The following is a 21,151-nucleotide window of genomic DNA, read 5'->3' as shown; positions in this document are numbered from 1 at the left end:
GTTCTCACGGATGTGTCCGACTGACAAACTGGGATGTCGAAGAATTGGCCGGAATGGTCAAGCCCGGCGTGGTCGTCGAATTTGTCGACTGATCGTCGCGCGCGGCCGCGGCGCGGGCAGAGCCCAGTGAAATAGATTTGAAAGTCTGGCAGTCATTCCTCACAATGGTGGTGTGGTCGCAGTCAGGCACAACCTGAGTGGCGCTCAGTGTAGGTGCCTCAATCTGCCGCTTCACCAACCGTATCGGCGACATATGCGCCTCGGGCACCCATAGGGCGCGGTGCGCCTGTCGTCGAATCTTTCTCGGTTTGACGTTCCAACTCTGCGTTCAACTCCGCTCCAATGATCAAGATGGTCGCTGACAGCCATGTCCAGATCAGAAATCCGATCAGCGCGCCGAGCGTGCCATATGTGGCGTTGTAGTTTGCGAAATGGCTGAGATAGAAGGAAAATGCAAAAGACATAGCTAGCCAGGCAAGCACAGTCAGCAGCGCGCCCCAGGTCATCCATCGCAATCGCGCGGGCTCACGGCTCGGTCCGAAGCGATAGATGGCTAAGATCGCCGAAGTTACGAGTAACAACAAGGCGGGCCATCGCCCCAGCAAGGCCAATTCCTCCTGATAGCTGCTCAACCATAAAAAGTTCAGCAGCAATGGGAGGATAGCAACGAGCCCAATGACGGCGGCCGCCGAGACCATTGCACAAAGTGTGAAACACAAGGCGATGATATTAAGCCGAATATAACCTCGCTTTTCCGTCTCCTCATAGGCAACATTCATTGCATCGAAGAGCGCCAGCGTGCCACCATGAGTGCTCCAGAGTGCCATCGCGAAGCTCACAAAGAACGTGAACCCCAGCGTTCCATGCGGTTTGGCGGTCAATGCCGTGAGTTGCTCCGAAATCAACTCGAATGCGCCCGGCGGCAGGACGCCCAGCAGTACACGCAAATGCTCAGAGATGGTCGTCGGATCGGCAACGAGACCGTATAACGACACGAGCGCGGTGAGTGCAGGAAAGGTGGCGAGGAGAAGATAGAAGGTCACGCCCGCCGCAATCAAGGTAACTCGATCGTCCGAGACCTCACTGACGACGCGCCAGAATACGTCGCGCAAGCCACTTATTGGCAGTTGCTCCGGGACATTGGCGTGCCGGCCACGAGCGTCCGCAGTCGCAGCAATACGCGGCTTGGTCTGCCTTGACCCGGTGCGGCCGTTGCTGACGAACATAAACGCGCCAAGGAAAGCGATCGCCAACAGCACAAAACTTTGGATCGGGATTCGTGCAGATTTTTGAGCGAACATATTTTTCTCCCGGGCGCTTCCTGCAAAACGCGTGGTATCGCCGGAAGATGCATCGACCAACGAGAAAAACATTCGCCAGAAGGTGTCCGCTAGGGTCACTGGGATGAGTGCTTGCGATCGCCCTGTCGTTCGGCGACAGAACAACGCCCCTCGTCTATCTCAAAGTATCTCAAAGCACACATATTCGCTAAATGCTCCTAGCCTTCTGCGCGCCTTTGCCGATGTGCCTTGCTCGCGCGAGCCTCCACGGTGCTGACTGGAGGGGAGCCTGTCCGTGCTTCTTCAGCTTCATGCGCATTCGGTTGAGCACAATTTCGGCAGACTCAACCGCCGACAGGCCACGCGGGTGCCAGTGCGGCGCTGTCTTTTTCCGCTATTCCGAAAGGCCGTCGTGCTGAAAACCAATGACGGCAATGGCTTAGTTTCAATATGATATCCCGAGCCTCCTGAAGGTTTCATCTTTCATGCCTTGAAGCAGCCACACTCGCGAGCGTTTCGTCGAATAGACGTAACATCCCGCCATACGTCGCGCGCTCCGACAGCACCTTCGGTGTACGTATTTTTGGCTTCAAGTCAGCTCACGGAGACAATATCGGCTATTCTGTCTCGGCTTTTGCATGATTCCTGAGTGTGATCTGCGCCGCTTTTAGACTACTGCAACGAAGGGATTGCCCGCCTTCAGGTCAGGCCCCGGAGGATTTATCTGGCGCCCCGTGGGATGGCCCCTCTTCCTTAACGTCGCGCGGGGTCGGCGTAGGAACGGCCCCGTGGTCCGGGTCCCGTACATCCTGGCCTTTCGAGCCGTCCGCACCTATTGCAGGCTCACGATCACGGCTCTCCCGCCTAATGTCTCGCAAGGTCGTCGCCTCTTCGATCAAGGAAGTCAGTTCCTCATCGGAAAAGTTGGAGAGATCAAAGGTTCTGGTCATAGCTGTCTCCTGAACGGTACCGCATGTTTTGAAACAAGCTGCTAGCGGGTGGAATTTTCGCACATCTTAAGAACGAGGATGCGTGCACGTGGCCGCGATAAGCAGCGCAAATTCGGCCGAAATACCGCAGCCCCACACATACTGGTAGCCCATCGTGGATGCCCCATGCCGGATTCCAGCGGATACTGGCAACTCTGCGTAGTTTGAGGGCTGCACCCCAAACTATCTTGTTTCGGGCTGCCTCCGCCCGGCCTCGCAACTTTGCGGATAAATCCGCTATGAAGCCGGGTGGAGCGGTACCCTTGCAATATCGTCCATAGGCGTCCATGTGCATCTCCTGATATTACAGAGAGCCCGTCCCTATAGGATCGGTTTGCCTCCCGTCACGGCGACCGTAGCTCCGGAGACGTAGCTAGACATCGGATCGGCGAGCATCACATAGGTCGTCGCAAGTTCGGCAGGTTGCCCCGGCCGCTTCATAGGGACCTGCTTCCCGAAATTCTCAACCGCCTCTTTGGGCATGGTGGAAGGAATGAGTGGCGTCCAGATGGGGCCGGGCGCTACGGCATTGGCGCGGATCCCCTTCTCAGCAAGCATCTGCGCGAGACCGGCGGTGAAATTCTGGATGGCGCCCTTGGTTGTGGCATAGGCAAGCAATGTGGGATTGGGATTGTCCGAATTGATCGAGGCGGTGTTGATGATGGCGCTTCCCGGTTTCATATGCGGAATGGCGGCTTTGGTCAGATAAAACATAGCATGAATATTGACCTTGAAGGTCAGTTCCCATTCGCCGTCGCTAATATCGCCAATGTCGTGAAAGCTTGCCTGATGGGCGGCATTGTTGACGAGAATGTCGATCCCGCCGAGTTGAGAAACCGCCTCATCGACGATTGTGCGGCAATGTTGAGGGTCCTGGATATCGCCGGGAACGAGAACTGCCTTGCGTCCCGCGTCCTCCACCCAGCGCCGGGTTTCTTCCGCGTCATCGTCTTCATCCAGATAAGCAATGAGGACGTCGGCGCCTTCACGCGCAAAGGCGATGGCAACTGCGCGGCCGATACCGCTGTCGCCGCCGGTGATGATCGCCTTCTTGCCGATGAGCCGGCCCGAGCCTCGGTAGGACTTTTCCCCATGATCCGGCACCGGCTGCATGGCGGCGGTATGGCCGGGCATCGGCTGCTGTTGTGACGGATATGGGGGCGTCGGATGGGTGGCCATGGCTTCCTCCTTGAGGTGAACTCCCATCCCCAACCACCTGCCCTCGGCTTGGTTCCCGAAAACAGCAAAATTGCAGGTAACAAGAAAAATGTCCCCCCACCCATTTTCAGGAACCTTCCGGTCGCGCCACGGTTCTAAACCATGTTCAGTTCCAGCGCGGCAACAGGCACAGCGAGGTCATTGCCATGAATTTCGCACAGATCAACGAGACAGACGGTCAACGCACGTACGTCGTTGTGCTCGATGCGAAAGAAGAGGCTTTCTCTACCCTCAGCAACTTCGCAACGACCTATGAGATGACCGCCGCATCGGTCACCGCGATCGGCGCTTTTGAAAAAGCGACGGTCGGCTGGTTCGATATCGCAAGCCGCAGCTACCGTAAGATTCCGGTCGCGGAGCAATGTGAGGTCCTGAGCCTTCTTGGCGATATTGCCGCCGGGGACGACGGCAAGGCGAGCCTGCACCTTCATGCCGTTCTGGGCCTAAAGGATGGCTCCACGCGCGGCGGTCACTTCCTCGACGGCATCGTTTATCCGACATTGGAAGTGACCATCATCGAGACACCGGCGTACTTGCGCCGCCGCCACCGCAAGGATCTCGGCATCGCCCTCATCGAGCTTTGAGCAATCAAATGCTGCGTCTTGTCAGTTTCCGCGTCCCGGCAAAATGGCGTCGAGCAGTTGTCGGGCCGTGCCCTTGACGACGCCGCTTTCCTGAGGATCCCCTTTCATCAACGCCGCTGTAAGATGGCGCATCTGCTCGAAGGTAAGATGCGGCGGTATCGGGGGTACCTCCGGATCACTTGACTTCCAAGACCACCGCTCTCCCCGCTATAAGCGCCTCATCCCAGGCCTGCCCGACATCTTCGGGCCGGTCGACGAAAATACCCTTCAGTCCGATCAGCTCGGCGAAACGGTGATAAGCGACATCGGGAATACGCTGCGATGCATCGAACTTAGGATCGCCTGCCATGACGCACTGCTCCCATGTCACCTGGTTAAGGTCCTCATTGTTGAACACGCAGATGACGAAGCGGGGGTCGCTCCAGGTCTTCCAATATTTGTCGACGGTGATCAGTTCCGCCATATTGTTCATCTGCGTCGCCCCGTCGCCGACCAGACCAACGACCGCTCGATCGGGCCAGGCAAATTTGGCGGCGATCGCATAGGGAACGGCCGCACCCCCGAAAGTGAAGCCATCATGCCTCGCCGCATCAAACGTCAGCTCCTCGTGAAAGTTTTGACCATCGCCGACACCCAATGTGCGATGCGTAGCGACAGTGTGCCACTGCCGACAGCGCCTTTAGCCGGAACATGGTCTCGATCCCGAGGTTAGGTCGAAAACATAGGAGGTCGACGATGAAACACCAGCAACCCAAGGACGCGCTCCGGGGACAACGGACCAATCACCGCGCTCGGAAGGACCCGCCGGATCGAAACCGGCAGGCTACCTTCCGGCCAAGGACAGCGGTGAAGCCGCGCGCGACGCCAATGACGAAAACGTCAATCATCCCCGTAAGCGCAGAGTAACGGATGGGTTGAAGCAAAAGGGGGATAACTGATTGAATGATCGCTTTCGCACGGCTGCGTGGATCTTGAGCTCTACGGAACTAAGGCTGAAAAATAACGTTCCCCGATCACTGTGGTTTGATGCCGCCGCTATTCGACGGGCTTGCTGTGGTGCGTATGATGGATGAAACCGAAAACAACTCCGGCATCGTTTATCTTGCGGGATTGGAGAGCGGCATCCGACGCAGAAAGTCTCGAAACGGCTTTCTTTATTACGACGAGGCCGGCGGGAGGATCACGGAGGAAAGCGAGCTTGCCCGTTATGCTGAGCTTGCGATACCGCCGGCCTATACCGACGTCGTCATCTCGCCAGACCCGAATTCGCATCTGCAAGCCGTTGGCCGCGACGCCAAGGGACGCAAGCAATATCGCTATCACCCGCGCTGGGTCGAGGAAAGGGATCGGGAAAAGTTTGCGCATCTGGCGGAATTTGCGAAAGCGCTGCCGGACATCAGGCGACAAACCGACCTCGATCTTCGCCGACGCCGGCCGGGGCTTGCCAAGGGTCTGGCAACCGTCATTCGGCTGATGGACAGACTTTACATCCGTGTCGGCAATGAGGTCTATGCCACCGAAAACGGCTCTTATGGGCTGACGACCCTGCGCAACCGACACGTCAAGCTGGCCGGTTCAAACATCTACTTTCATTTCAAGGGGAAATCCGGCAAGGAATGGCGGCTACAATATAATGATCGGCGCATCATCGGCGCCATACGCGTGCTTCAGGAATTGCCCGGCCAGCAGCTATTTCAATATTTGGACGAAGATGGCCTGCGCCATCCGATACGCTCTCAGGATGTCAACGCCTATATCCGCGAGACCGCGGGTGGCGATTTCAGCACCCGCCAATTTCGCATCTGGGGCGCCACATGCATGGCGGCATCGGCCCTGGCGCAAATCAAGCCAGCCGACAGCGCCGCGACACGGGCAAGGCAGATCAACAGTGTGATCGACGATGTCGCTCAAAGACTGGTCAACACGCGTGCCGTCTGCCGGCGATCCTATATTCATCCCCGCGTGTTCGAGGACTTCGAAACCGGCAATCTCGCAGGGATCCGCGCAAGGAAGCGCATGAAAGCCGAATTTCGCAAATGGATGGACGAGAATGAAATGGCGGTGCTGCATTGGCTGGAAAAATCAGATCGGCTTCCATCCTAAAGTGAAGAAATTTTGCTCGCGGACCTAACCTTTCGTAAAATTGACCATCGCGCAATCGTTAAATCTCCAGCAATGCATAGGATTTCCCAGTCGGCTTTTCGACATTGACGGTGACGTTAAAGACCAGACTCCCCAGGGGTGTGACCTTGGTAGATTCCCCGATGCACATGACCATGAACGACAGCATCGACTTTGAAACGATCAATCGTCTCGGCAAGACGGGACGATCCAAGAAACGGAAAGATCTTTGGCGGTTCGCCTTTCACTGTTTCGGGCATCGGTGACCGAGATCTCGTTCGGATCACTCAGGGATCGTCGGCGAGATGCGATCGGTTGGCTTCACAGTCTTCCTATGCTTGGACGAATTCATGATGCCTTCCTTAGCGCGTCTTCCGAGGTCAGTGTCTGCTTACGAATTTGGTGAAGAGGCTGACAAATAACCACGGTCTCATGTTCGACGGCCAAAGACTTCTTATGGTCGAAGAAAGGGATTTTGTGACCAAGAAACTGCGGCAAAAGCTAGACGAGCTTGGCGCCTCGATCATAGGACCCGTCACCAGTGTAGAGGACACGCTCGCACCCATTGGCAAGGGCGAGGTCGACGGCGCAATTCTCGATTTGAAGTTCGGTGGCCAGGCAATTTTCCCTGTAGCGGAGGCGCTCGAAGCCAGCGGTATTCCATATATCTTCGCGCTTTGCGCCCGATCAGCAAGATCTCGCGGCCGGCTTTATCGGCTTCGTCCCTTGTAGGAAGCCTATTGAACTCGACCACATCGCTCGCGTGCTTTTCGGCGAGGGAAGGCCCACACCCAGACACGATCGAAATTCGAAATAAGCGCCTAGTTGATCTCCTCGCCCAGTTGGGCTGCAAGCTGCCGCCGCGCTCGATTAATGCGGCTTTTCACTGTGCCGATCGCACACCCAAATTTTGCGGCAGCATCATCATAGGAGCGGCCCTCAATGACGACGTACTCAAGAACGGCGCGATAAGGCTCGGCGAGCTGGTTGCAGGCGCGTTCCAATTCTTTGGCGCGAATGGTCCACTCTTGTGATGGCGGTTCCACGCCGATGCCTGAGACGCATTTCTGATTTCCCGGCGCCTCGCGCTTGGCGATCCGGAACTTCGTACAGAACGTATTGCGCATAATGGTGAACAGCCAGGATTTGAGACGGGTACCTTGATCAAATTGCTCAAGGTTCCCGAGAGCTTTTGCCAAGGTTTCCTGAACAAGATCATCGGCGTCTGCCGCACTTTTATGGAATGTCTTGGCGAAAGCTCGAAGCGCCGGGATGAGCTCTACAATTTCGTCCTGCAGGCAAGCAGATCGGCTCTTGTCAGTCACGGCCTCCTCCTACATGCTTTTTCAAGAGAAACGAGCCTGATTCCACCAGGTTCGAGACGCTCGACAGTCCCGCGCACGACCGTATGCGTGTCCGACGGATGCCGCCGGATCATGGTCATGCCGTGATCGGTTTTCTATTTGACGGTCATGATGAAGAACGAATGACTGCGAGTCTTCGCCCGCATTTTTCTCCCGCTCGCAAGAATCCGCGAACACCAGGCGACTTTGTCAAGCGCTCTTCTTTATTTTTCTTATGAACGAGGCTGCCCGCGGCTTGTTCCGACCTCGTCAACGAAATTTTTTGCATTCTAATATCTGTCGACAGACCTCTCCGATCTAACCCTCAAGTCGCGTCTAGGATTTTGCGGGCTGGGTAAAATATAATCGTTGCAGGGTTGCGCCGGCCGTGATCCCGCGCGGAATTAACCAACATGCACCCTGAAAAGGCGATGCGATCGGTGTTGCGCGTTCCGGCGCATTACCTCGACCCTGGAGAAGTGGCAAAGACACCCAAGGCAATGCCGCAGTCTTTAAGGGATGCGGCGGCCGGTTCCTTATCTTCGACAGTAGATCCAGCCATTGATAAGGCTTGAAACCGGTTGTCATTCACAGATCATCACTGATGAGCAGAGGTGATGCGCCAGACGGAATTCCCGACATCGTCGGCAACCAGCAATCCGCCGGTTTTGTGAGCCCGACCGGGCGGCCGCGGGCCTGGTTGTCGGGCATTGAGAAATCCAGTCACGACGTCTTGTGGCATTCCGCTTGGACGTCCGTCTTTGAATGGTATGCAGACTCTCACCGATCTGCGTCTCTCCACGCGCATAAGACCCTTTTCCCGGCGGCGGGAACATTGCCGCCGGCTTTTGGTTTGGATACGCCGGAGGTGGCGCATGACAGAAAAGGGAGACTGGGAGAGATCCGTCCTATTGGAGCTCAGGGGTATCGGACAATTCCGCGAGATAAAAAACACTATCGACGCGGTCGACTGTCTGATGGACGGGTGGCCGGGCGAGGAAGACGACCACTATACGGCTGCGATCAAGATCTGCCTTTCGGCCATTGAAGGCAATCTCTCCGCACGTACGGCTCGCGACGCTTTTATCCGAGCAGCACGTAGGGCACGGATTTACATCAAGCCGGATTCACTTGATGATCTTCGAGAGCACGCCTTTCATTGCCTGCCGCGGAGACACTGATAACGCGAAAGAAGCGCGCGTCTATGGTAGTCGGCGAAGATGATGCTATGCACGCATTTGCTGTCTACGCTGCCCTATCGTGCTACCCTTCCAGTGCCACCTTCTGCATGGGTCCGGGCAGAACAAGGGCAGCTGCGACCGGTTCCATGGGAACAAGGAGGTAGCATGGCCAACCGCGACATCGTCGACATCGGCGGATCTGCGGGCTCTTCGGCCCCTCTACGAACCATATTGTCGAGACTGCCGGCCGACCTCAGAGCCGCCGTGCTGGTTGTCCTTCATGTGTCGACCGAAGGATCGGGCATTTCGAACGCCCTCGCCCAAGCTTCAGGAGGCCTGCCGGTCAAAAAGGCCGAAGATGGCGAAGTTGTTAGCGTGGGGCAGGTATACGTCGCGCCATCCGATCATCACCTGCTGATCACCGGCGAAAAGCTGTTACTCGGCAACGGACCGAAAGAAAATCTTGTTCGCCCCTTAATCGATCCCCTCTTGCACTCGGCCGTCCTATGCTGCGGACCGCGATGAATCGGTGTCATCTTGAGCGGCACGATGAACGACGGCGCCTCCGGTTTAGGTGCAATCAAAATATGCGGTGGAATAGCCTTGGTTCAGGCCCCCAAAGATGCATCGTCGCCTGATATTGCCACTGGCGGCGCTCGAGACGACCCCAGTGGATCTCAGTGCGCCGGCAGACAGTCTTGCTGACGCAATCATTCATTTCGCCGAACAGCCGCCAGGGCCTGCAATGGCGGTACCAATTGACATCCGCATCGAAGTGGCGATCGCCGCCGGCCGCAAGACCGACCCGGCGCTTGTCAAACAAATTGGCGAGCTCTCGCCATTGACATGTCTTGAGTATGGAGGTGTTCTGTCAGAGGTGCGGCAGCGCCATCCTTTGCGATTTCGCTGCCAAGTCGGGCACGGCTATACGTCCGCCACACTGATGGCACAACAGCAAGGTGACGTCGATGATGCGATGCGGGTTGCATTGCGCATCATCAACGAGCGGGCCGGGCTCGTGGGTCGCATAACGAAAAATGCGGCAGATGCACGAGGAACGAGCCGCGGAATATAGAAAATATGCAGAAATCTTGCGCGCCGCCATTCTTCAAGGCTGGAAGAAAAAGCGATTATCGGCAGCCAGGAATAGGTGTCGCCCCTTGAGAGCCGGAACGAAGCATCGATAGCCAGCCTGCCGATGGGGCGAAGATGGAAAAGCAGACGTGACGAAAAGACCTGGGGCAACAAGAAGCGGCAAAGCCTCGACCGACGCGGTCGTCATGAACGGCAGCGCCAGTCCGGTACGTGCACCCATCGTGATCGGCATCGCCGCTTCAGCGGCGGAAACAGATGGTCTTGAACACTTCTTCGAACAGATAAAATCCTCCTCGGGCGCCGCCTTCGTCGTCATTTTGCAGCAGCGTGACGCGATCGAGGAGAAAGCATTTCACGCGCGATTGACAGCCGCGAGCGAACGGACGGTGGAGCTTGTATCGAACGACGGGACGATAGAAGCGGAACGAATCTATATTGTTCCCGGCGGACTGAACGCGACGTTGAAGAACCGTCATCTTATGGTGCGCGATGCGTCGGATATGGTTGGGGAACACGGGGTGCCCGACAGTTTTCTGGTTTCGCTCGCTGAACAGGATCAAAAGCGGGCGATCGGGCTCGTCATGAGCGGATGCGGCACCGATGGCACCCTTGGAGTGGTGGCAATCAGGGAACAGGGCGGCTTGGCACTGGCGGAGAAAGGGCCCGAGGCGGTCGACATTACGGCGTCTTCTTCCCAGCCGAGCAGTGCGGCGGCGCTAGCCGATCTCGTATTGCCGGCCGAAGAGCTTGCCACGCGTGTGAAAGCCCAGTTGCGGACGATCCAGCGCCAGACGCTGGTCGAAGATTTCGATGATCAGATGGCGCAGGCAGAACCGTTGCTGACACGCATCGCCGCCGTCTTACGCAACAGGACGGGTCATGACTTCCACGGCTACAAGCCGAATACGTTTTTAAGACGAGTTCAGCGACGCATCCAGGTCACCCAGACCGATACGATCGAAAATTATCTGGAATATCTGCGCTCCGACGCCGAAGAGGCCGGCAATCTATTCAACGATCTTTTAATCGGCGTAACTCAGTTCTTTCGAGACATGAAGGAATTCGAATTCCTTGAACGGGAAATCGTACCGAAACTCTTCGAAGGAAAGGGAGCAAGCGACCAGATTCGCATCTGGGTCCTGGGATGCTCCACAGGCGAGGAAGCTTACTCGATCGCTATTCTGCTGCGCGAGCATATGGCGCGGGTGGACGTCGTGCCGCACGTCCAGATCTTTGCGACCGATATCGACAACCGGGCGCTGGCTCAAGCCCGCGTCGGCCGTTACGCCGCCTCAGCCGTCAAGGACGTCTCTTCAGAACGACTTGCCCGCTGGTTCATCAAGGAAGGCGAAATCTATTCGGTCGTCAAAGAGCTGCGAGAGATGTGCCTGTTTTCTAAGCACAATCTCATCAAGGACGCGCCCTTCTCGCGGCTCGACATGGTGTCGTGCCGCAACCTCCTTATTTATCTTGGCGCGGACTTGCAGAATAGGGTCATTCCGCTTTTTCATTTTGCCCTTCGGCCCGGCGGATATCTTTTCCTGGGCAATTCGGAAAATGTCAGCCGCCACGGAAGGCTCTTTTCGCCGGTAGACCGCCGCTTCCGCATCTTCCGGCAGGTCGAGACCATGAACCGGAAGCTTCCGGATTTTCCGCTGTCGGCGTTGCCCGAACGCGGAACCGTGCCAAGCGACACGGCAGGAATAAAAAAGGTCCCCAACAATGTATCCGTTCTGACGAAGCAGGCCGATCGGATCATGGAGCGCTATTCGCCGGCCTATATGATCGTCGACGAAAATTTCGATGTCCTGCATTTTTCCGGCCGCACCGGCAGGTTTATCGATCCGCTGTCCGGCCATGCCAGCCTCAACGTGTTCAGCCTCATTCATCGTGACCTTCGCATCGACCTTCGCGCGGCCTTGCTTAAGGCCGAAACCGACGAAACGTCGGTCAAAATCGGCGGCTTGAAGGTGGGGCAGAATGGTGACGCCACGCTCGTGACGATGTCGATCGAGCCGATCGATCCGTCCCCGGGCCAGCCTAGGCGCTTTATGATCATCCTGCAGGACGGACAATTTATCAGCGACGATGACGGCAGCACCATCATTCCGTCAGCCGGCCAGGAAGAGCATGTTCGCCGATTGGAAGATGAACTGCGCCAGGCGCGCGACCGGCTTCAAGCGACAATCGAGGAGCTCGAAAGCACGAACGAGGAACTCAAGGCATCGAACGAGGAATATCAATCCGTCAACGAGGAGCTCCAGTCCTCCAATGAGGAGCTCCGGACTGTCAATGGAGAGCTGGCCGATCGCGTAGAAGAACTGGCGCGCGCGAATTCCGATCTCAGAAACTTGCTGGACAGCACCCAGATCGCTGCGGTCTTCTTGGACAATGATCTGCGCATAGAGAGTTTTACGCCGGCGATCACCGACATTTTTCATCTCATCGACACGGATCTCGGTCGGCCGATTCATCACATCGCTGCGAAAATAGCCTATGACGATCTCGAACATGATGCGCGCCGCGTCATCCGCACATTGAGCAGCATCGAACGCGAGACGAACAATCCGCTGACCGGATCGCAATATCTGATCAGGGTCCTGCCATACCGCAGCATCGACAACGTTATTGAAGGTGCGGTATTGACATTCTTGGACGTGACGGCACTTGTAAGGGCTGAAGAGCGTCTCAGAGATCGAGAAGCGCTTTTGCGCTCGATTGTCGAAGGCATCCCGCAGCTCGTCTGGCGCGCGGCAGCGGACGGGACCTGGACTTGGAGCAGTCCGCAATGGCGCGCATATACGGGCCAGTCGGAAATCGCTTCGCTCGGCAAGGGGTGGCTCGAACCAATCCATCCGGACGACCGCGAAAAGGTGCTCGAAGCCTGGAGGGCGGCCGAACGTGATGGCAACCTCGAGATCGAACATCGGCTCTTTAATGCGGAAAGAAATGGCTACAGGACTGTGCAGCTCAGAGCACGCCCCGTCATGAACGGCGCCGGCAAGGTGGTAGAATGGTTCGGCACTGCAACTGATGTCCATGAGATGCAGCTGATGCAGGAACGACAACAGATCCTGCTGCACGAACTTCAGCATCGCGTTCGTAACACGTTAGCCATCGTCCGCTTAATTGCCGAGCGCTCTGCAGAAACGAGCGATACGGTCGAAGAATACGCACGTCATCTCGAAGGGCGCATCAACGCTATGGCGAGAACGCAGGCGTTGCTGACGAGTATGCCGGATGCCTCAATGGACCTGAAGGAGTTGATCGAAAGCGAGATTTCGGCCCAGACCGGAAGAGCTACGAATCCTGTGGTGATTTCAGGACCGAGCCTTGCCCTTTTTGGCAAGGCGGCCGAAAGTATGAGCCTGGTGATTCATGAGTTGACAAGCAACGCGGTGAAATACGGCGCCCTTTCCGGGCAGACCGGGCAGCTGCACATCTCGCTGGAGACTGACGGAAGCCAGAAGAAACCGCTCTTCAGGATGGCATGGCGGGAAAGCGGACTGAAGCGGCCGATCACCTTGCCGGTCAGGCGCGGCTTCGGATCCGAGCTGATTGAAGGCATGGTTCCTTATCAATTCGGCGGCAAAGGAAATCTGGATTTTAAACCCGATGGCTTGACCTGCACGATCGAAATCCCTTTGTCTGGAACGGGCAGGCTCGTTGAAGCAGAAGACGAGCGACGGGAGATGTCCAGGGACTTGAACTCACAGTCTGCGAGTGGTCATGAGTCAAACCTATAGTGACCTGTTTTCAGGCCAACGAATCTTGATCGTGGAAGATGAATATTTTCTCGCGGATAACACCCGACGGCAATTGGAAAAGTTGGGCGCCATCGTCGTCGGCCCGACGGGCAGGGTCGATCAGGCGCTCGAGATTATCGGGGACGAGGAAGTCGACGGAGCTATTCTCGATATACATCTTGGCGGCGAGCTGGTGTTTCCTGTAGCCGAAAGGCTCGACGAGCTCAAAATCCCTTATGTCTTTGCGACGGGATATGATCCATCGATCATTCCGCCCTCATTCACCGGTTTTGTTCTTTGTGAAAAGCCGATCGAGATCGAGCATATAGCGAAGGCCTTGTTCGGACCCCGGCGTCAGGACCAGTGACAGGACCTTTTCAACGGCGCTTGGTTTCGGCGCGATACCTTATGGCCATTTTGCGTATACCGTCCACGACGCGAAATACGTTGAAAGGCTTCGAGAATACCTCGACATCGCGAAACCGCTCCTCCACGAGGGATTTTTCGAATCCCGTCGTGAAGGCAAAGGGTATGCCTCGCTCGGAAAGAGCGTCCGCAACTGGAAAAATCATTTCTCCGGCGACGGAGATGTCGAGCAGGGCGCAGTCGAGTTGATCCGCCCTCGAAATAGCAAACAGGGCCTCGCTCACCCGTCCGACCGGGCCCAGAACTGAAATGTTTGCCTGTGCAAGCGCATCGGCAAGATCGTAGGCAAGCAGGTATTCATCTTCTACGATCAAAACGACGGGCTGCTGTGTCGAGTTTTCCATCGAAACCAATCTCATGCGGGCCGCACCTGGCGACCCTCGCTAATAGCTTGGGTATTTTTTCGGCCTCGATTTCCCTTTCGATGAGGTCCAGATGCTGCTTCATCAGGTCTAATGTTATTTGAAAGGTGGCCAATAGCTCCGTTGCTTGGGTGCGGGGATACCCTGCAGCCGCCAATTTGCTGACAAGGACCTCCTGCCGCAGTACGCGCTGTTCACCATCGCGAATGTGGCCGACTGCTATCGCCAATTCATCGGCTCTGCGCACCGTAGCCTCTCGAGCATTACCGCCGCATCATGAACCCACTCATCACCTGAATCCAGCAACTTTGCATGCAAAAACCCGATGTTTTAGAGTGGAATGCCGAAAAGTGTGCGGGTCTTCGGGCGGCGACATCCGGCTGCGAGTTACCGAGGTGCCAATCCGACGCGCTCCACGAATATTTGCTCAGCAAAACCGCTTACCTGGGAACATCCGGTGCGCAAGGCTGTTTTCTCGCCGAGACGTCGCGCGATCCTTCTGTGCAAAAGACAGTATCTGTCACGGTGAATGCGAGGGATGAAACGAGATGAAGGGCGATCGACGCGAAAGCGACAATCCGGAAAACGCCGGCAAGGCGGATCTCTGGACGCTGGTCGGGAAGCAGTCAATCAGGTTGAAGGCGAATTCGATTCTCGGACGAAACACGCTGGGGAGATTGCGCCTGACGACGTCGCCAATACCAAGACGATGAAGGAAGCTGCGCGACAGCACCGGGACACCTTCGTGGTCGATGGCGATCTCGATGATGAGGACCAACGTAACGCCACACCGAGTACACGCGAGCAGGATTGACGGCCGTTGGAGACCGCTACCGGTAGGAGATTGACATGACAGAATATGACGATGCCGCCCGGATTTGGGATATCATCGATAAAATCGGCTTCTGCATGCTTACCACGCAATCCGGGCGCGACCTGCGCGCGCGGCCGATGGCCGCGTATGCCGAACGTGTGGAAAACGCCATCTACTTTTTGACCGACGCAGCAAGCCACAAGGACGAAGAGATCGCCCGTTGGCCGAATGTCTGCCTGACCTTCGCGGATACCAAAGGGCAAAAATATGTCTCGGTGTCCGGCATGGCCGAAATGATGATTGACCGCGAACGGGTTGAAGAACTGTGGGGAACACCGGCAAAGGCGTGGTGGGAAAGCCCGGAGGATCCATCGATCCGCGTGCTGAAAGTCACGCCGTCCTTTGCGGAATACTGGGACAGCCCGGGAACGGTGATGAGTTACATCAAGATGGCCGCTGCCGCGCTCTCCAGTTCAAAGCCAAACATGGGCGACAACGCAAAGGTTGAGCTCTGATGGCGCCCATCGCCGTCGTCAAAAAAGACAGCGCAAACTTTGCTGTTGAATTCCGCGGCGACCGCCTTCAAGGCTTTTCACCGGCCAATGTCCTCGTTTTTTTCATCGCCGAGGGCATCCTCAAGTTCGTTGATTTCTGTCGCAGGGAAATCGGACGATACCAACTGCGCATTATGGACCTTGCCAGTAAATCCTTGCTTAGCGAGCCGCGAAGGAGGCCTTCGGGAACAATGCTGGCATCATGCAGTTAGTTGCGATGCTCGGCGCTCTTCGAAGGCAACGATGCTCGGCTTTGGAAAAGCCCAATCCGATGAGGTCTCTGACTGCATGTCACCTCACCTGAAGAAGCGTCGGAGACAAATCGACAATGGGTCGAATTTCACCCGCACGGAGGACATTATGGCAGCTGAAAAAACATTGAACGATCTCTTCATCGACACGCTGAAGGATATTTACTACGCGGAAAAGCAGATCCTTAAGGCTTTGCCGAAGATGGCGCGTGCCGCTCAGACGGAAGAGGGCAAAAAGGGATTCCTGCACCATCGCGACGAAACTCAAGAACAGGTCGAACGCCTTGAGCAAGTGTTCGAACAGATCGGAAAGTCGGCTCGCGGCAAGACGTGTGAAGCTATAGTGGGCATCATCGCCGAGTCGGAAGAAATCATACAGGAATTCGAAGGCAGTCCCGCGCTTGACGCAGGATTGATTTCCTCTGCACAAGCCGTTGAGCACTACGAAATCGCCCGCTACGGAACGTTAATTGCATGGGCCAAACAACTTGGGCTGAAGGACGCGATCCCTCTTCTGCAACAGTCGCTCAGGGAAGAAGAGGCCACTGATAAGAAGCTCACGCAACTGGCGGAAGCCTTTGCGAACCAGAAAGCAAAAAAGGTAGCCTGACCGCCGCGAGTGATCACGGAGATGGCCGGCTCTCGACAGGTAAGAGCCGGCCGCTTTGCAGGCGGTCATACGACAGCAAATGCGAGTGTCGCGTATGGTGTGAGCATTTGCTTGGGACAGAATCCTCAACCCTCTGGCCGCACACAGCCAGCTCATGGGCGGCGTGATCTGGGGCCTTGGATCGGCGCCGCCAAACGCATTCGCAAACTGCCGATCAGGATCGAAGATCTGCTTCCGTAAGGCAAATCCGACATTGATCGCATTTCTCCGTATCCCTCCGGTTATGCGGGCGAGTGAAATGTTAATGGCCTTCCGGCAGCCTTTCGGAACATTGGGCGGCGACGGCCGTTCATCTTTACGATCGCTATGTGAGGAGAACAGGCATGCCAGCAAAATCAAAGTCGCAGCAAATGGCCGCCGGCGCGGCACTCGCAGCAAAAAAGGGCGAGAAGAAGAAGAGCGAATTGAAGGGGGCGTCCAAGAGCATGGCCGATTCGATGAGCGAAAAGGAGCTCCGCGAAATGGCTTCGACGAAACGGAAGGGCAAACCGGAGCGCGCGTCGAAGTCCTAAGTTGGAAACCCCCGGTAGGATCACGGCATCCTGGTGTCGTCCAGCGCCTTGACCAGCGATAACGAAGCTGCCGGGTGGCGGAAGAAGGTGGGCATACTCTAATCGGAGGATCGCGGTAGACGAAGTCAGACGGACGGGCTTATGCAGTCGTCGCTCACCCGCCTGACGATCCGCCTATGAATCGGCGATTAGATGCAAACGGGATCGGTTGAATGGGACAACCTGCGAGCGCCAAGGCCCGCAACGACAGCCGCCGAAGTCGATATGTTTGCGCGCAGGTCCGGCACAACTCCCGCATCCGTTCTTCACAGCGATACTTGTTAAAGATGCTGCTGCGGTACCAGATGTCTTCAAGGCATCGGTCGCGCACGTTTGTGGAACACAAGCGACGGATTTGTCTCCGCGGCATGGCAAGGCAGAACACGTCATCCTGCAGGCTTGATATTGAGGCGGTTCGCCTCACACATCCTCCCACACATCCTCCCACACATCCTCCCACACATCCTCCCATACAAGCCTTCAGAAACGAGCGTGATGATCGGCCGGCGCCCGTGACGCGCAGTCACGCAATTGCGGCAGCCGCAATTCCACTGTGGAAGGCCGCCGCCTACGGCGGCACCAATGATAAGAAATCGAAGAGTAATGATTTAGCTGCTCCTCCTGGCGCCGTCGGCGGGCTCCCACGTTTAGGAATTGTCGTGTGGGGCCATGAACCGAATTTACGCGCCCGCATCAGTTGAAAGGCCGCGCGAAGTACCCGGCATCTGTTGTGCTTGCATCGCAGGAAGTAGGCGGTGATCAACAAATATATCTACGAACATCATGTTTCCTTGGACATGGAGGCTCTTCCCACCTGTCAGAGCGCGCTTGAAGCGGCCCTGGGCGAGTTGAAAATCAAGCGCAGTCGCGGAACTATCCCATCCCGCCACAGTTAGGGGGCTATCGTCTCAATGGAGGTAGTAATGAAAAGAACTCTCCTTCTCGCAAGCTTCGCCCTCTTGACAGCCGGCGGCGCATTCGCCCAGAGCACCGTTACAGTAACGCCGGACAATTCCATTACTACGGGATCGACCGTCGTTGTTCCCGGAGAAGTGACGACCTACGTGACGAAACAAGAGACTCCTTCGGTATCCTATGATGGTGAAATCGCGGTGGGCACCGAGCTGCCGAGCTCTGTCGAAGTGCATACCATTCCGAGCAATAGCGATTATGCGTACGCCATCGTCAACGAGAAGCGGGTGATCGTCAACCCGCACACGCACAAGGTCATCGAAATCGTAAAGTAACGATGCACCTGCAAAGGGGCTGACTTGTCTTTTCCCTCCCTCGACGAGAATCCGCCGTTGACGCTTAGCCCAACGGCGGGTTCGGCCGAGGCTTCCGCAGACCTCATGAGTTGGAACCCCGCTACCGTTATTGACGCGCCCCGTGCAGCAACTGCAATGCATCTTCCTCAGGGCAAAGCATATGCGATCAATGAGTCGCCAATGGGCGTTTCCATGAAATGATGTCCGCCTGCCATAATGACGAGATATTGCTTCCCGTTCGCCTCGTAGGTCATCGGTGTCGCTTGACCTCCCGCAGGTAGGACTGCGCTCCACACCGTCCTTCCGTTTTTGATATCGATCGCCCGAATAAGATTGTCGGTCGCCGCAGCGACAAAGATCAAGCCTCCCGCTGTGACAATCGAACCGCCATTATTCGGCGTTCCGATATCGACCGGCAACATTGAGGGGATGGAAAAGGGTCCGTTGGTTCGGGCCTGACCGAGCGGTCGATCCCATAACGTCTTGCCGGTTTTCAGATCGATCGCGCGGATACCGCCATAGGGCGGCTGTTTGCAAAGAAGGCCGGTCAGGGGCAGGCGCCATCCGGCATTGACGTTGATTGCGTAGGGTGCGCCAGCTTGCGGATCCCCGGCGCCCTCGACGGCACCGATCTTGCCACGCGTCTGGTCACACTTGGTCCAGCCGAGCTTGCCCGCCTCAGCACGAGGGACAAGACGATTGTAGTTTGGCATGTCATTGTAATTGGCGATCAACACGCCGCGCTTGGCATCCATGGCGATGCCGCCCCAGTCCGAGCCGCCATTGTAGCCGGGATATTCGATGCTATAGCGATCCGATGTCGGCGGTGTGAAAATCCCGCTGTAGCTCGCCTTGCGAAATTCGATCCTGCAGATCATCTGGTCGATCGGCGACATGCCCCACATCATTGCTTCGGTCAAATCGGGCTTGCGAAGCGTGTGGAAAGGTGAGAACGGCTGGGTCTTTGACCGCTGTTGCGGCTCGACACAATCCGTTCTTCTACCCCAGTCAGCGGCTTTCCGGTCTGACGGTCGAAAACAAAGATATCGCCGCGTTTGCTCGGCAATACCAGCGCAGGGATTACTCCATTCCTCGTTGGATAATCCACCAGCGTCGCCTAGGAGCCCAGATCGTAGTCGCAGACGTCGTTATGCACGGTCTGGAAGTGCCAAACGGGCTTACCGGTCATGACATCGATTGCAACGAGCGACGTGGAATACTGGCCAGTTTTGCGATAGCGATGGCAATAGCAGCCAAAATTGGCACTACAAACTTCTAGCGTTCAGCGTTCTGCGTCTGTGACCCGGTTCAACTGTGACCGGCTCTCGCATTGCCACGCCATATTTTCTCTGCCGGGCCGGCCGCGGGGGCATTCGCGCATTGCGTTCGATTTCGCCTTGATCATCCGTCAAGTTTATCAGCCGCTTTCTCATCTGTTTCCATCGGCACTACGGCCGGATCAAAGGAGGTCTGATTTCGCCCGTACTGCTCTCCCGCGACGGCGTGGAGGCCCCTTTGTCGCGTATGCAGGAGCCTTTTCGTTTGCTCTAAACGACAGCCATAACCCGCCGCTGGTGGGGAGCTGGTCCAACGGCGGGCCGGCAGACAAGCTGGAAGGCGGTCGCTTTCCAGCCGGCATTCGAACAAAACCGCGGCCGCATTTGTTCCCGGCGAAAGTGGGTCTGCGCTCAAAATTGCGTTCAACGCCGTCGGCTGCCGACGCAAGATGCGCACCTCATCCGCGGGAACATCGGCGTGACGCGGCCGATAGTCGGCGCGATTGCGGGAACATCTCGCTTTCTCGTGAGTTGGGGGCACGGAGAAAGGTCATGCCTAATCAAGGTCTTTGGCAAAATCCGGTCATTGTAGAGCTGCATGGCGTCGGCCAATACCGCACCATTGGCAGCAACACTGAAGCGGCCGACTGTCTGATGGACAAATGGCCTGCGGATGAAGACGAGGTTTACCGGGATGCTCTGACTATTTGCCTGGCAGCCGTCGAAGGCAGATCGACATGCGATTTTGCCCGAGAAGCATTCATCGAGGCTGCACGCCACGCCTGCATCTACATCCGACCACCCTCTCAAGACGAACTCCGTCAGCTCATCATGCGTCAAGTCTAGGCGATATCGCGAGGAACTGCTGATGCTTACCCATATCTGGACACGATGACGTAATTGCTCGCCTTCGTTTTTTTGTCCTGGTCGGTCATACTGTGTGCGATGATCTCGCCGCTATCGGTCGTCAGCACCAAGTGCAGTTTGCGCCCACCGCGGCGCGATCGGGCGCCATGCTTACTCTCCAGCCACTGGCCCGCGCCGTAGACCTGAAGGCCGTCGGGCGAGACCGCGGGATCAGGCCGCCTATTGGGCGATTGCCAGGTCCACGCCCCACGGCTCAACGTTGTGTGATCGGGGATGGCGAGATCCAGACCCATCAGTTGCAGCACCGATCCAAGCAAGCCTTCGCTCTGGCGCAACCGCAGCCCAAACACCGTGCCCAGCATCAGAGTGGTCTCGATCGCCAGATCCGAGTAGCAAGGCTGGCCACCACGTGTCGTCCGGCGTGGGCAATCCACATGGAGAGTGCCTCCGGCATCAGCCACAAGGTCAAGCTGCCACGCCCGTCGAAGTCCTGCCTCATACTCCGGCCAGTTCGTCACCCTGAATTTCATCTTGCCGATGTGATGGCGACGGCT

General features: G+C 56.7%; 21 protein-coding genes and 6 pseudogenes. 17 read left to right on the top strand and 10 right to left on the bottom strand.

Annotation, left to right across the window (positions count from 1 at the left end; all coding sequences use genetic code 11):
* Positions 1-92: L,D-transpeptidase family protein (locus PY650_RS11400; RefSeq protein WP_285879340.1), on the top strand; the 92-nt coding region annotated here is incomplete at its 5' end.
* A 126-nt stretch (positions 93-218) separates the two neighbouring features.
* Here the strand turns inward: PY650_RS11400 and PY650_RS11395 are convergent.
* From PY650_RS11395 to PY650_RS11385, 3 genes are all read right to left on the bottom strand, one after another.
* Complete coding sequence (locus tag PY650_RS11395; RefSeq protein ID WP_432761519.1) at positions 219-1,301, bottom strand: YihY/virulence factor BrkB family protein; 1,083 nt, start codon at positions 1,299-1,301, stop codon at positions 219-221.
* Positions 1,302-1,984: 683 nt separating this feature from the next.
* A complete protein-coding gene (locus PY650_RS11390) occupies positions 1,985-2,230 on the bottom strand; it encodes a hypothetical protein (protein WP_285879328.1) in 246 nt (81 codons plus the stop codon).
* A gap of 360 nt (positions 2,231-2,590) precedes the next feature.
* A complete protein-coding gene (locus tag PY650_RS11385; protein WP_285879326.1) occupies positions 2,591-3,448 on the bottom strand; it encodes an SDR family oxidoreductase in 858 nt (285 codons plus the stop codon).
* A 185-nt stretch (positions 3,449-3,633) separates the two neighbouring features.
* Between PY650_RS11385 and PY650_RS11380 the strand changes: the two genes are divergently transcribed.
* Positions 3,634-4,071: a PPC domain-containing DNA-binding protein gene (locus PY650_RS11380; protein WP_285879324.1), complete on the top strand. Its 438-nt coding sequence runs from the start codon at positions 3,634-3,636 to the stop codon at positions 4,069-4,071.
* A gap of 175 nt (positions 4,072-4,246) precedes the next feature.
* On the opposite strand, the gene PY650_RS11375 is transcribed toward PY650_RS11380, so the two are convergent.
* Positions 4,247-4,708 (bottom strand): thiamine pyrophosphate-dependent enzyme, encoded by a 462-nt coding sequence (locus PY650_RS11375; protein ID WP_432761515.1) that lies wholly within the window; start codon positions 4,706-4,708, stop codon positions 4,247-4,249.
* A gap of 98 nt (positions 4,709-4,806) precedes the next feature.
* Here PY650_RS11375 and PY650_RS37370 point away from each other — a divergent pair.
* Together PY650_RS37370 and PY650_RS11370 are read left to right on the top strand one after the other, a co-directional pair.
* Positions 4,807-5,009, top strand: a pseudogene (locus PY650_RS37370) (hypothetical protein).
* A 127-nt stretch (positions 5,010-5,136) separates the two neighbouring features.
* Positions 5,137-6,174, top strand: coding sequence for a DNA topoisomerase IB (locus PY650_RS11370; protein ID WP_285879322.1), 1,038 nt, complete (start codon positions 5,137-5,139; stop codon positions 6,172-6,174).
* A 58-nt stretch (positions 6,175-6,232) separates the two neighbouring features.
* On the opposite strand, the pseudogene PY650_RS11365 reads toward PY650_RS11370, so the two are convergent.
* Positions 6,233-6,458 (bottom strand): annotated as a pseudogene (locus PY650_RS11365) (metallophosphoesterase family protein); the annotation flags it as partial.
* Between the two features lie 211 nt (positions 6,459-6,669).
* On the opposite strand from PY650_RS11365, the gene PY650_RS11360 reads away from it, so the two are divergent.
* Complete coding sequence (locus PY650_RS11360; protein WP_285879321.1) at positions 6,670-6,924, top strand: response regulator; 255 nt, start codon at positions 6,670-6,672, stop codon at positions 6,922-6,924.
* A gap of 89 nt (positions 6,925-7,013) precedes the next feature.
* On the opposite strand, the gene PY650_RS11355 is transcribed toward PY650_RS11360, so the two are convergent.
* Positions 7,014-7,517 carry a sigma-70 family RNA polymerase sigma factor gene (locus PY650_RS11355; RefSeq protein ID WP_285879319.1) on the bottom strand — a complete coding sequence of 168 codons (504 nt, stop codon included), beginning with the start codon at positions 7,515-7,517 and terminating at the stop codon, positions 7,014-7,016.
* An 893-nt stretch (positions 7,518-8,410) separates the two neighbouring features.
* Here PY650_RS11355 and PY650_RS11345 point away from each other — a divergent pair.
* The 5 genes and pseudogenes from PY650_RS11345 (at position 8,411) to PY650_RS11330 (ending at position 13,924) form a co-directional block, all read left to right on the top strand.
* A complete protein-coding gene (locus PY650_RS11345) occupies positions 8,411-8,716 on the top strand; it encodes a DUF982 domain-containing protein (RefSeq protein WP_285879317.1) in 306 nt (101 codons plus the stop codon).
* Positions 8,717-8,755: 39 nt separating this feature from the next.
* Positions 8,756-9,421: pseudogene (locus PY650_RS37135) on the top strand (chemotaxis protein CheB).
* Positions 9,357-9,791 carry a hypothetical protein gene (locus PY650_RS37130; RefSeq protein ID WP_349644491.1) on the top strand — a complete coding sequence of 145 codons (435 nt, stop codon included), beginning with the start codon at positions 9,357-9,359 and terminating at the stop codon, positions 9,789-9,791. Before PY650_RS37135 ends, PY650_RS37130 begins: the two are co-directional and overlap by 65 nt.
* Before the next feature lie 148 nt (positions 9,792-9,939).
* Positions 9,940-13,557, top strand: a complete 3,618-nt coding sequence (locus tag PY650_RS11335; RefSeq protein ID WP_285879315.1) for a CheR family methyltransferase — start codon at positions 9,940-9,942, stop codon at positions 13,555-13,557.
* Positions 13,541-13,924 carry a response regulator gene (locus PY650_RS11330; protein WP_285879313.1) on the top strand — a complete coding sequence of 128 codons (384 nt, stop codon included), beginning with the start codon at positions 13,541-13,543 and terminating at the stop codon, positions 13,922-13,924. Before PY650_RS11335 ends, PY650_RS11330 begins: the two co-directional genes overlap by 17 nt.
* 10 nt (positions 13,925-13,934) lie before the next feature.
* Here PY650_RS11330 and PY650_RS11325 read toward each other — a convergent pair whose 3' ends face one another.
* Positions 13,935-14,342, bottom strand: a complete 408-nt coding sequence (locus tag PY650_RS11325) for a response regulator (protein ID WP_285879312.1) — start codon at positions 14,340-14,342, stop codon at positions 13,935-13,937.
* A 541-nt stretch (positions 14,343-14,883) separates the two neighbouring features.
* Here PY650_RS11325 and PY650_RS11320 point away from each other — a divergent pair.
* The 5 genes from PY650_RS11320 to PY650_RS11300 all read left to right on the top strand — a co-directional run bounded on the left by PY650_RS11320 (position 14,884) and on the right by PY650_RS11300 (position 17,146).
* Positions 14,884-15,159: a hypothetical protein gene (locus PY650_RS11320; RefSeq protein ID WP_285879311.1), complete on the top strand. Its 276-nt coding sequence runs from the start codon at positions 14,884-14,886 to the stop codon at positions 15,157-15,159.
* Between the two features lie 35 nt (positions 15,160-15,194).
* Positions 15,195-15,674: a pyridoxamine 5'-phosphate oxidase family protein gene (locus PY650_RS11315; protein WP_285879310.1), complete on the top strand. Its 480-nt coding sequence runs from the start codon at positions 15,195-15,197 to the stop codon at positions 15,672-15,674.
* Positions 15,674-15,925 carry a hypothetical protein gene (locus PY650_RS11310; RefSeq protein WP_285879308.1) on the top strand — a complete coding sequence of 84 codons (252 nt, stop codon included), beginning with the start codon at positions 15,674-15,676 and terminating at the stop codon, positions 15,923-15,925. Before PY650_RS11315 ends, PY650_RS11310 begins: the two co-directional genes overlap by 1 nt.
* A gap of 148 nt (positions 15,926-16,073) precedes the next feature.
* Entirely contained in the window at positions 16,074-16,574 is a 501-nt protein-coding gene (locus tag PY650_RS11305) for a YciE/YciF ferroxidase family protein (RefSeq protein WP_285879306.1), read from the top strand.
* A gap of 383 nt (positions 16,575-16,957) precedes the next feature.
* The gene (locus tag PY650_RS11300; RefSeq protein ID WP_285879304.1) at positions 16,958-17,146 is read left to right on the top strand and encodes a DUF3008 family protein; all 189 of its coding nucleotides are present in this window, start codon (positions 16,958-16,960) and stop codon (positions 17,144-17,146) included.
* A gap of 539 nt (positions 17,147-17,685) precedes the next feature.
* On the opposite strand, the pseudogene PY650_RS37365 reads toward PY650_RS11300, so the two are convergent.
* Positions 17,686-17,790 (bottom strand): annotated as a pseudogene (locus tag PY650_RS37365) (pyrroloquinoline quinone biosynthesis protein B); the annotation flags it as partial.
* Between the two features lie 318 nt (positions 17,791-18,108).
* Here PY650_RS37365 and PY650_RS11295 point away from each other — a divergent pair.
* Entirely contained in the window at positions 18,109-18,432 is a 324-nt protein-coding gene (locus PY650_RS11295; protein ID WP_285879302.1) for a DUF1236 domain-containing protein, read from the top strand.
* A 167-nt stretch (positions 18,433-18,599) separates the two neighbouring features.
* Here PY650_RS11295 and PY650_RS11290 read toward each other — a convergent pair.
* Positions 18,600-19,642: pseudogene (locus PY650_RS11290) on the bottom strand (outer membrane protein assembly factor BamB family protein).
* Positions 19,643-19,850: 208 nt separating this feature from the next.
* Here PY650_RS11290 and PY650_RS11280 point away from each other — a divergent pair.
* Complete coding sequence (locus tag PY650_RS11280) at positions 19,851-20,576, top strand: DUF982 domain-containing protein (protein WP_285879299.1); 726 nt, start codon at positions 19,851-19,853, stop codon at positions 20,574-20,576.
* 74 nt (positions 20,577-20,650) lie between these two features.
* Here PY650_RS11280 and PY650_RS11275 read toward each other — a convergent pair.
* Positions 20,651-21,127 (bottom strand): annotated as a pseudogene (locus PY650_RS11275) (transposase); the annotation flags it as partial.
* Positions 21,128-21,151 lie beyond the last annotated feature (24 nt).

Source organism: Martinezella calliandrae (assembly GCF_030272695.1).
GTDB lineage: Bacteria > Pseudomonadota > Alphaproteobacteria > Rhizobiales > Rhizobiaceae > Rhizobium > Rhizobium calliandrae.
The sequence above is the reverse complement of the archived record's forward strand: the minus strand, read 5'-3'. Positions and strand labels throughout refer to the sequence as shown.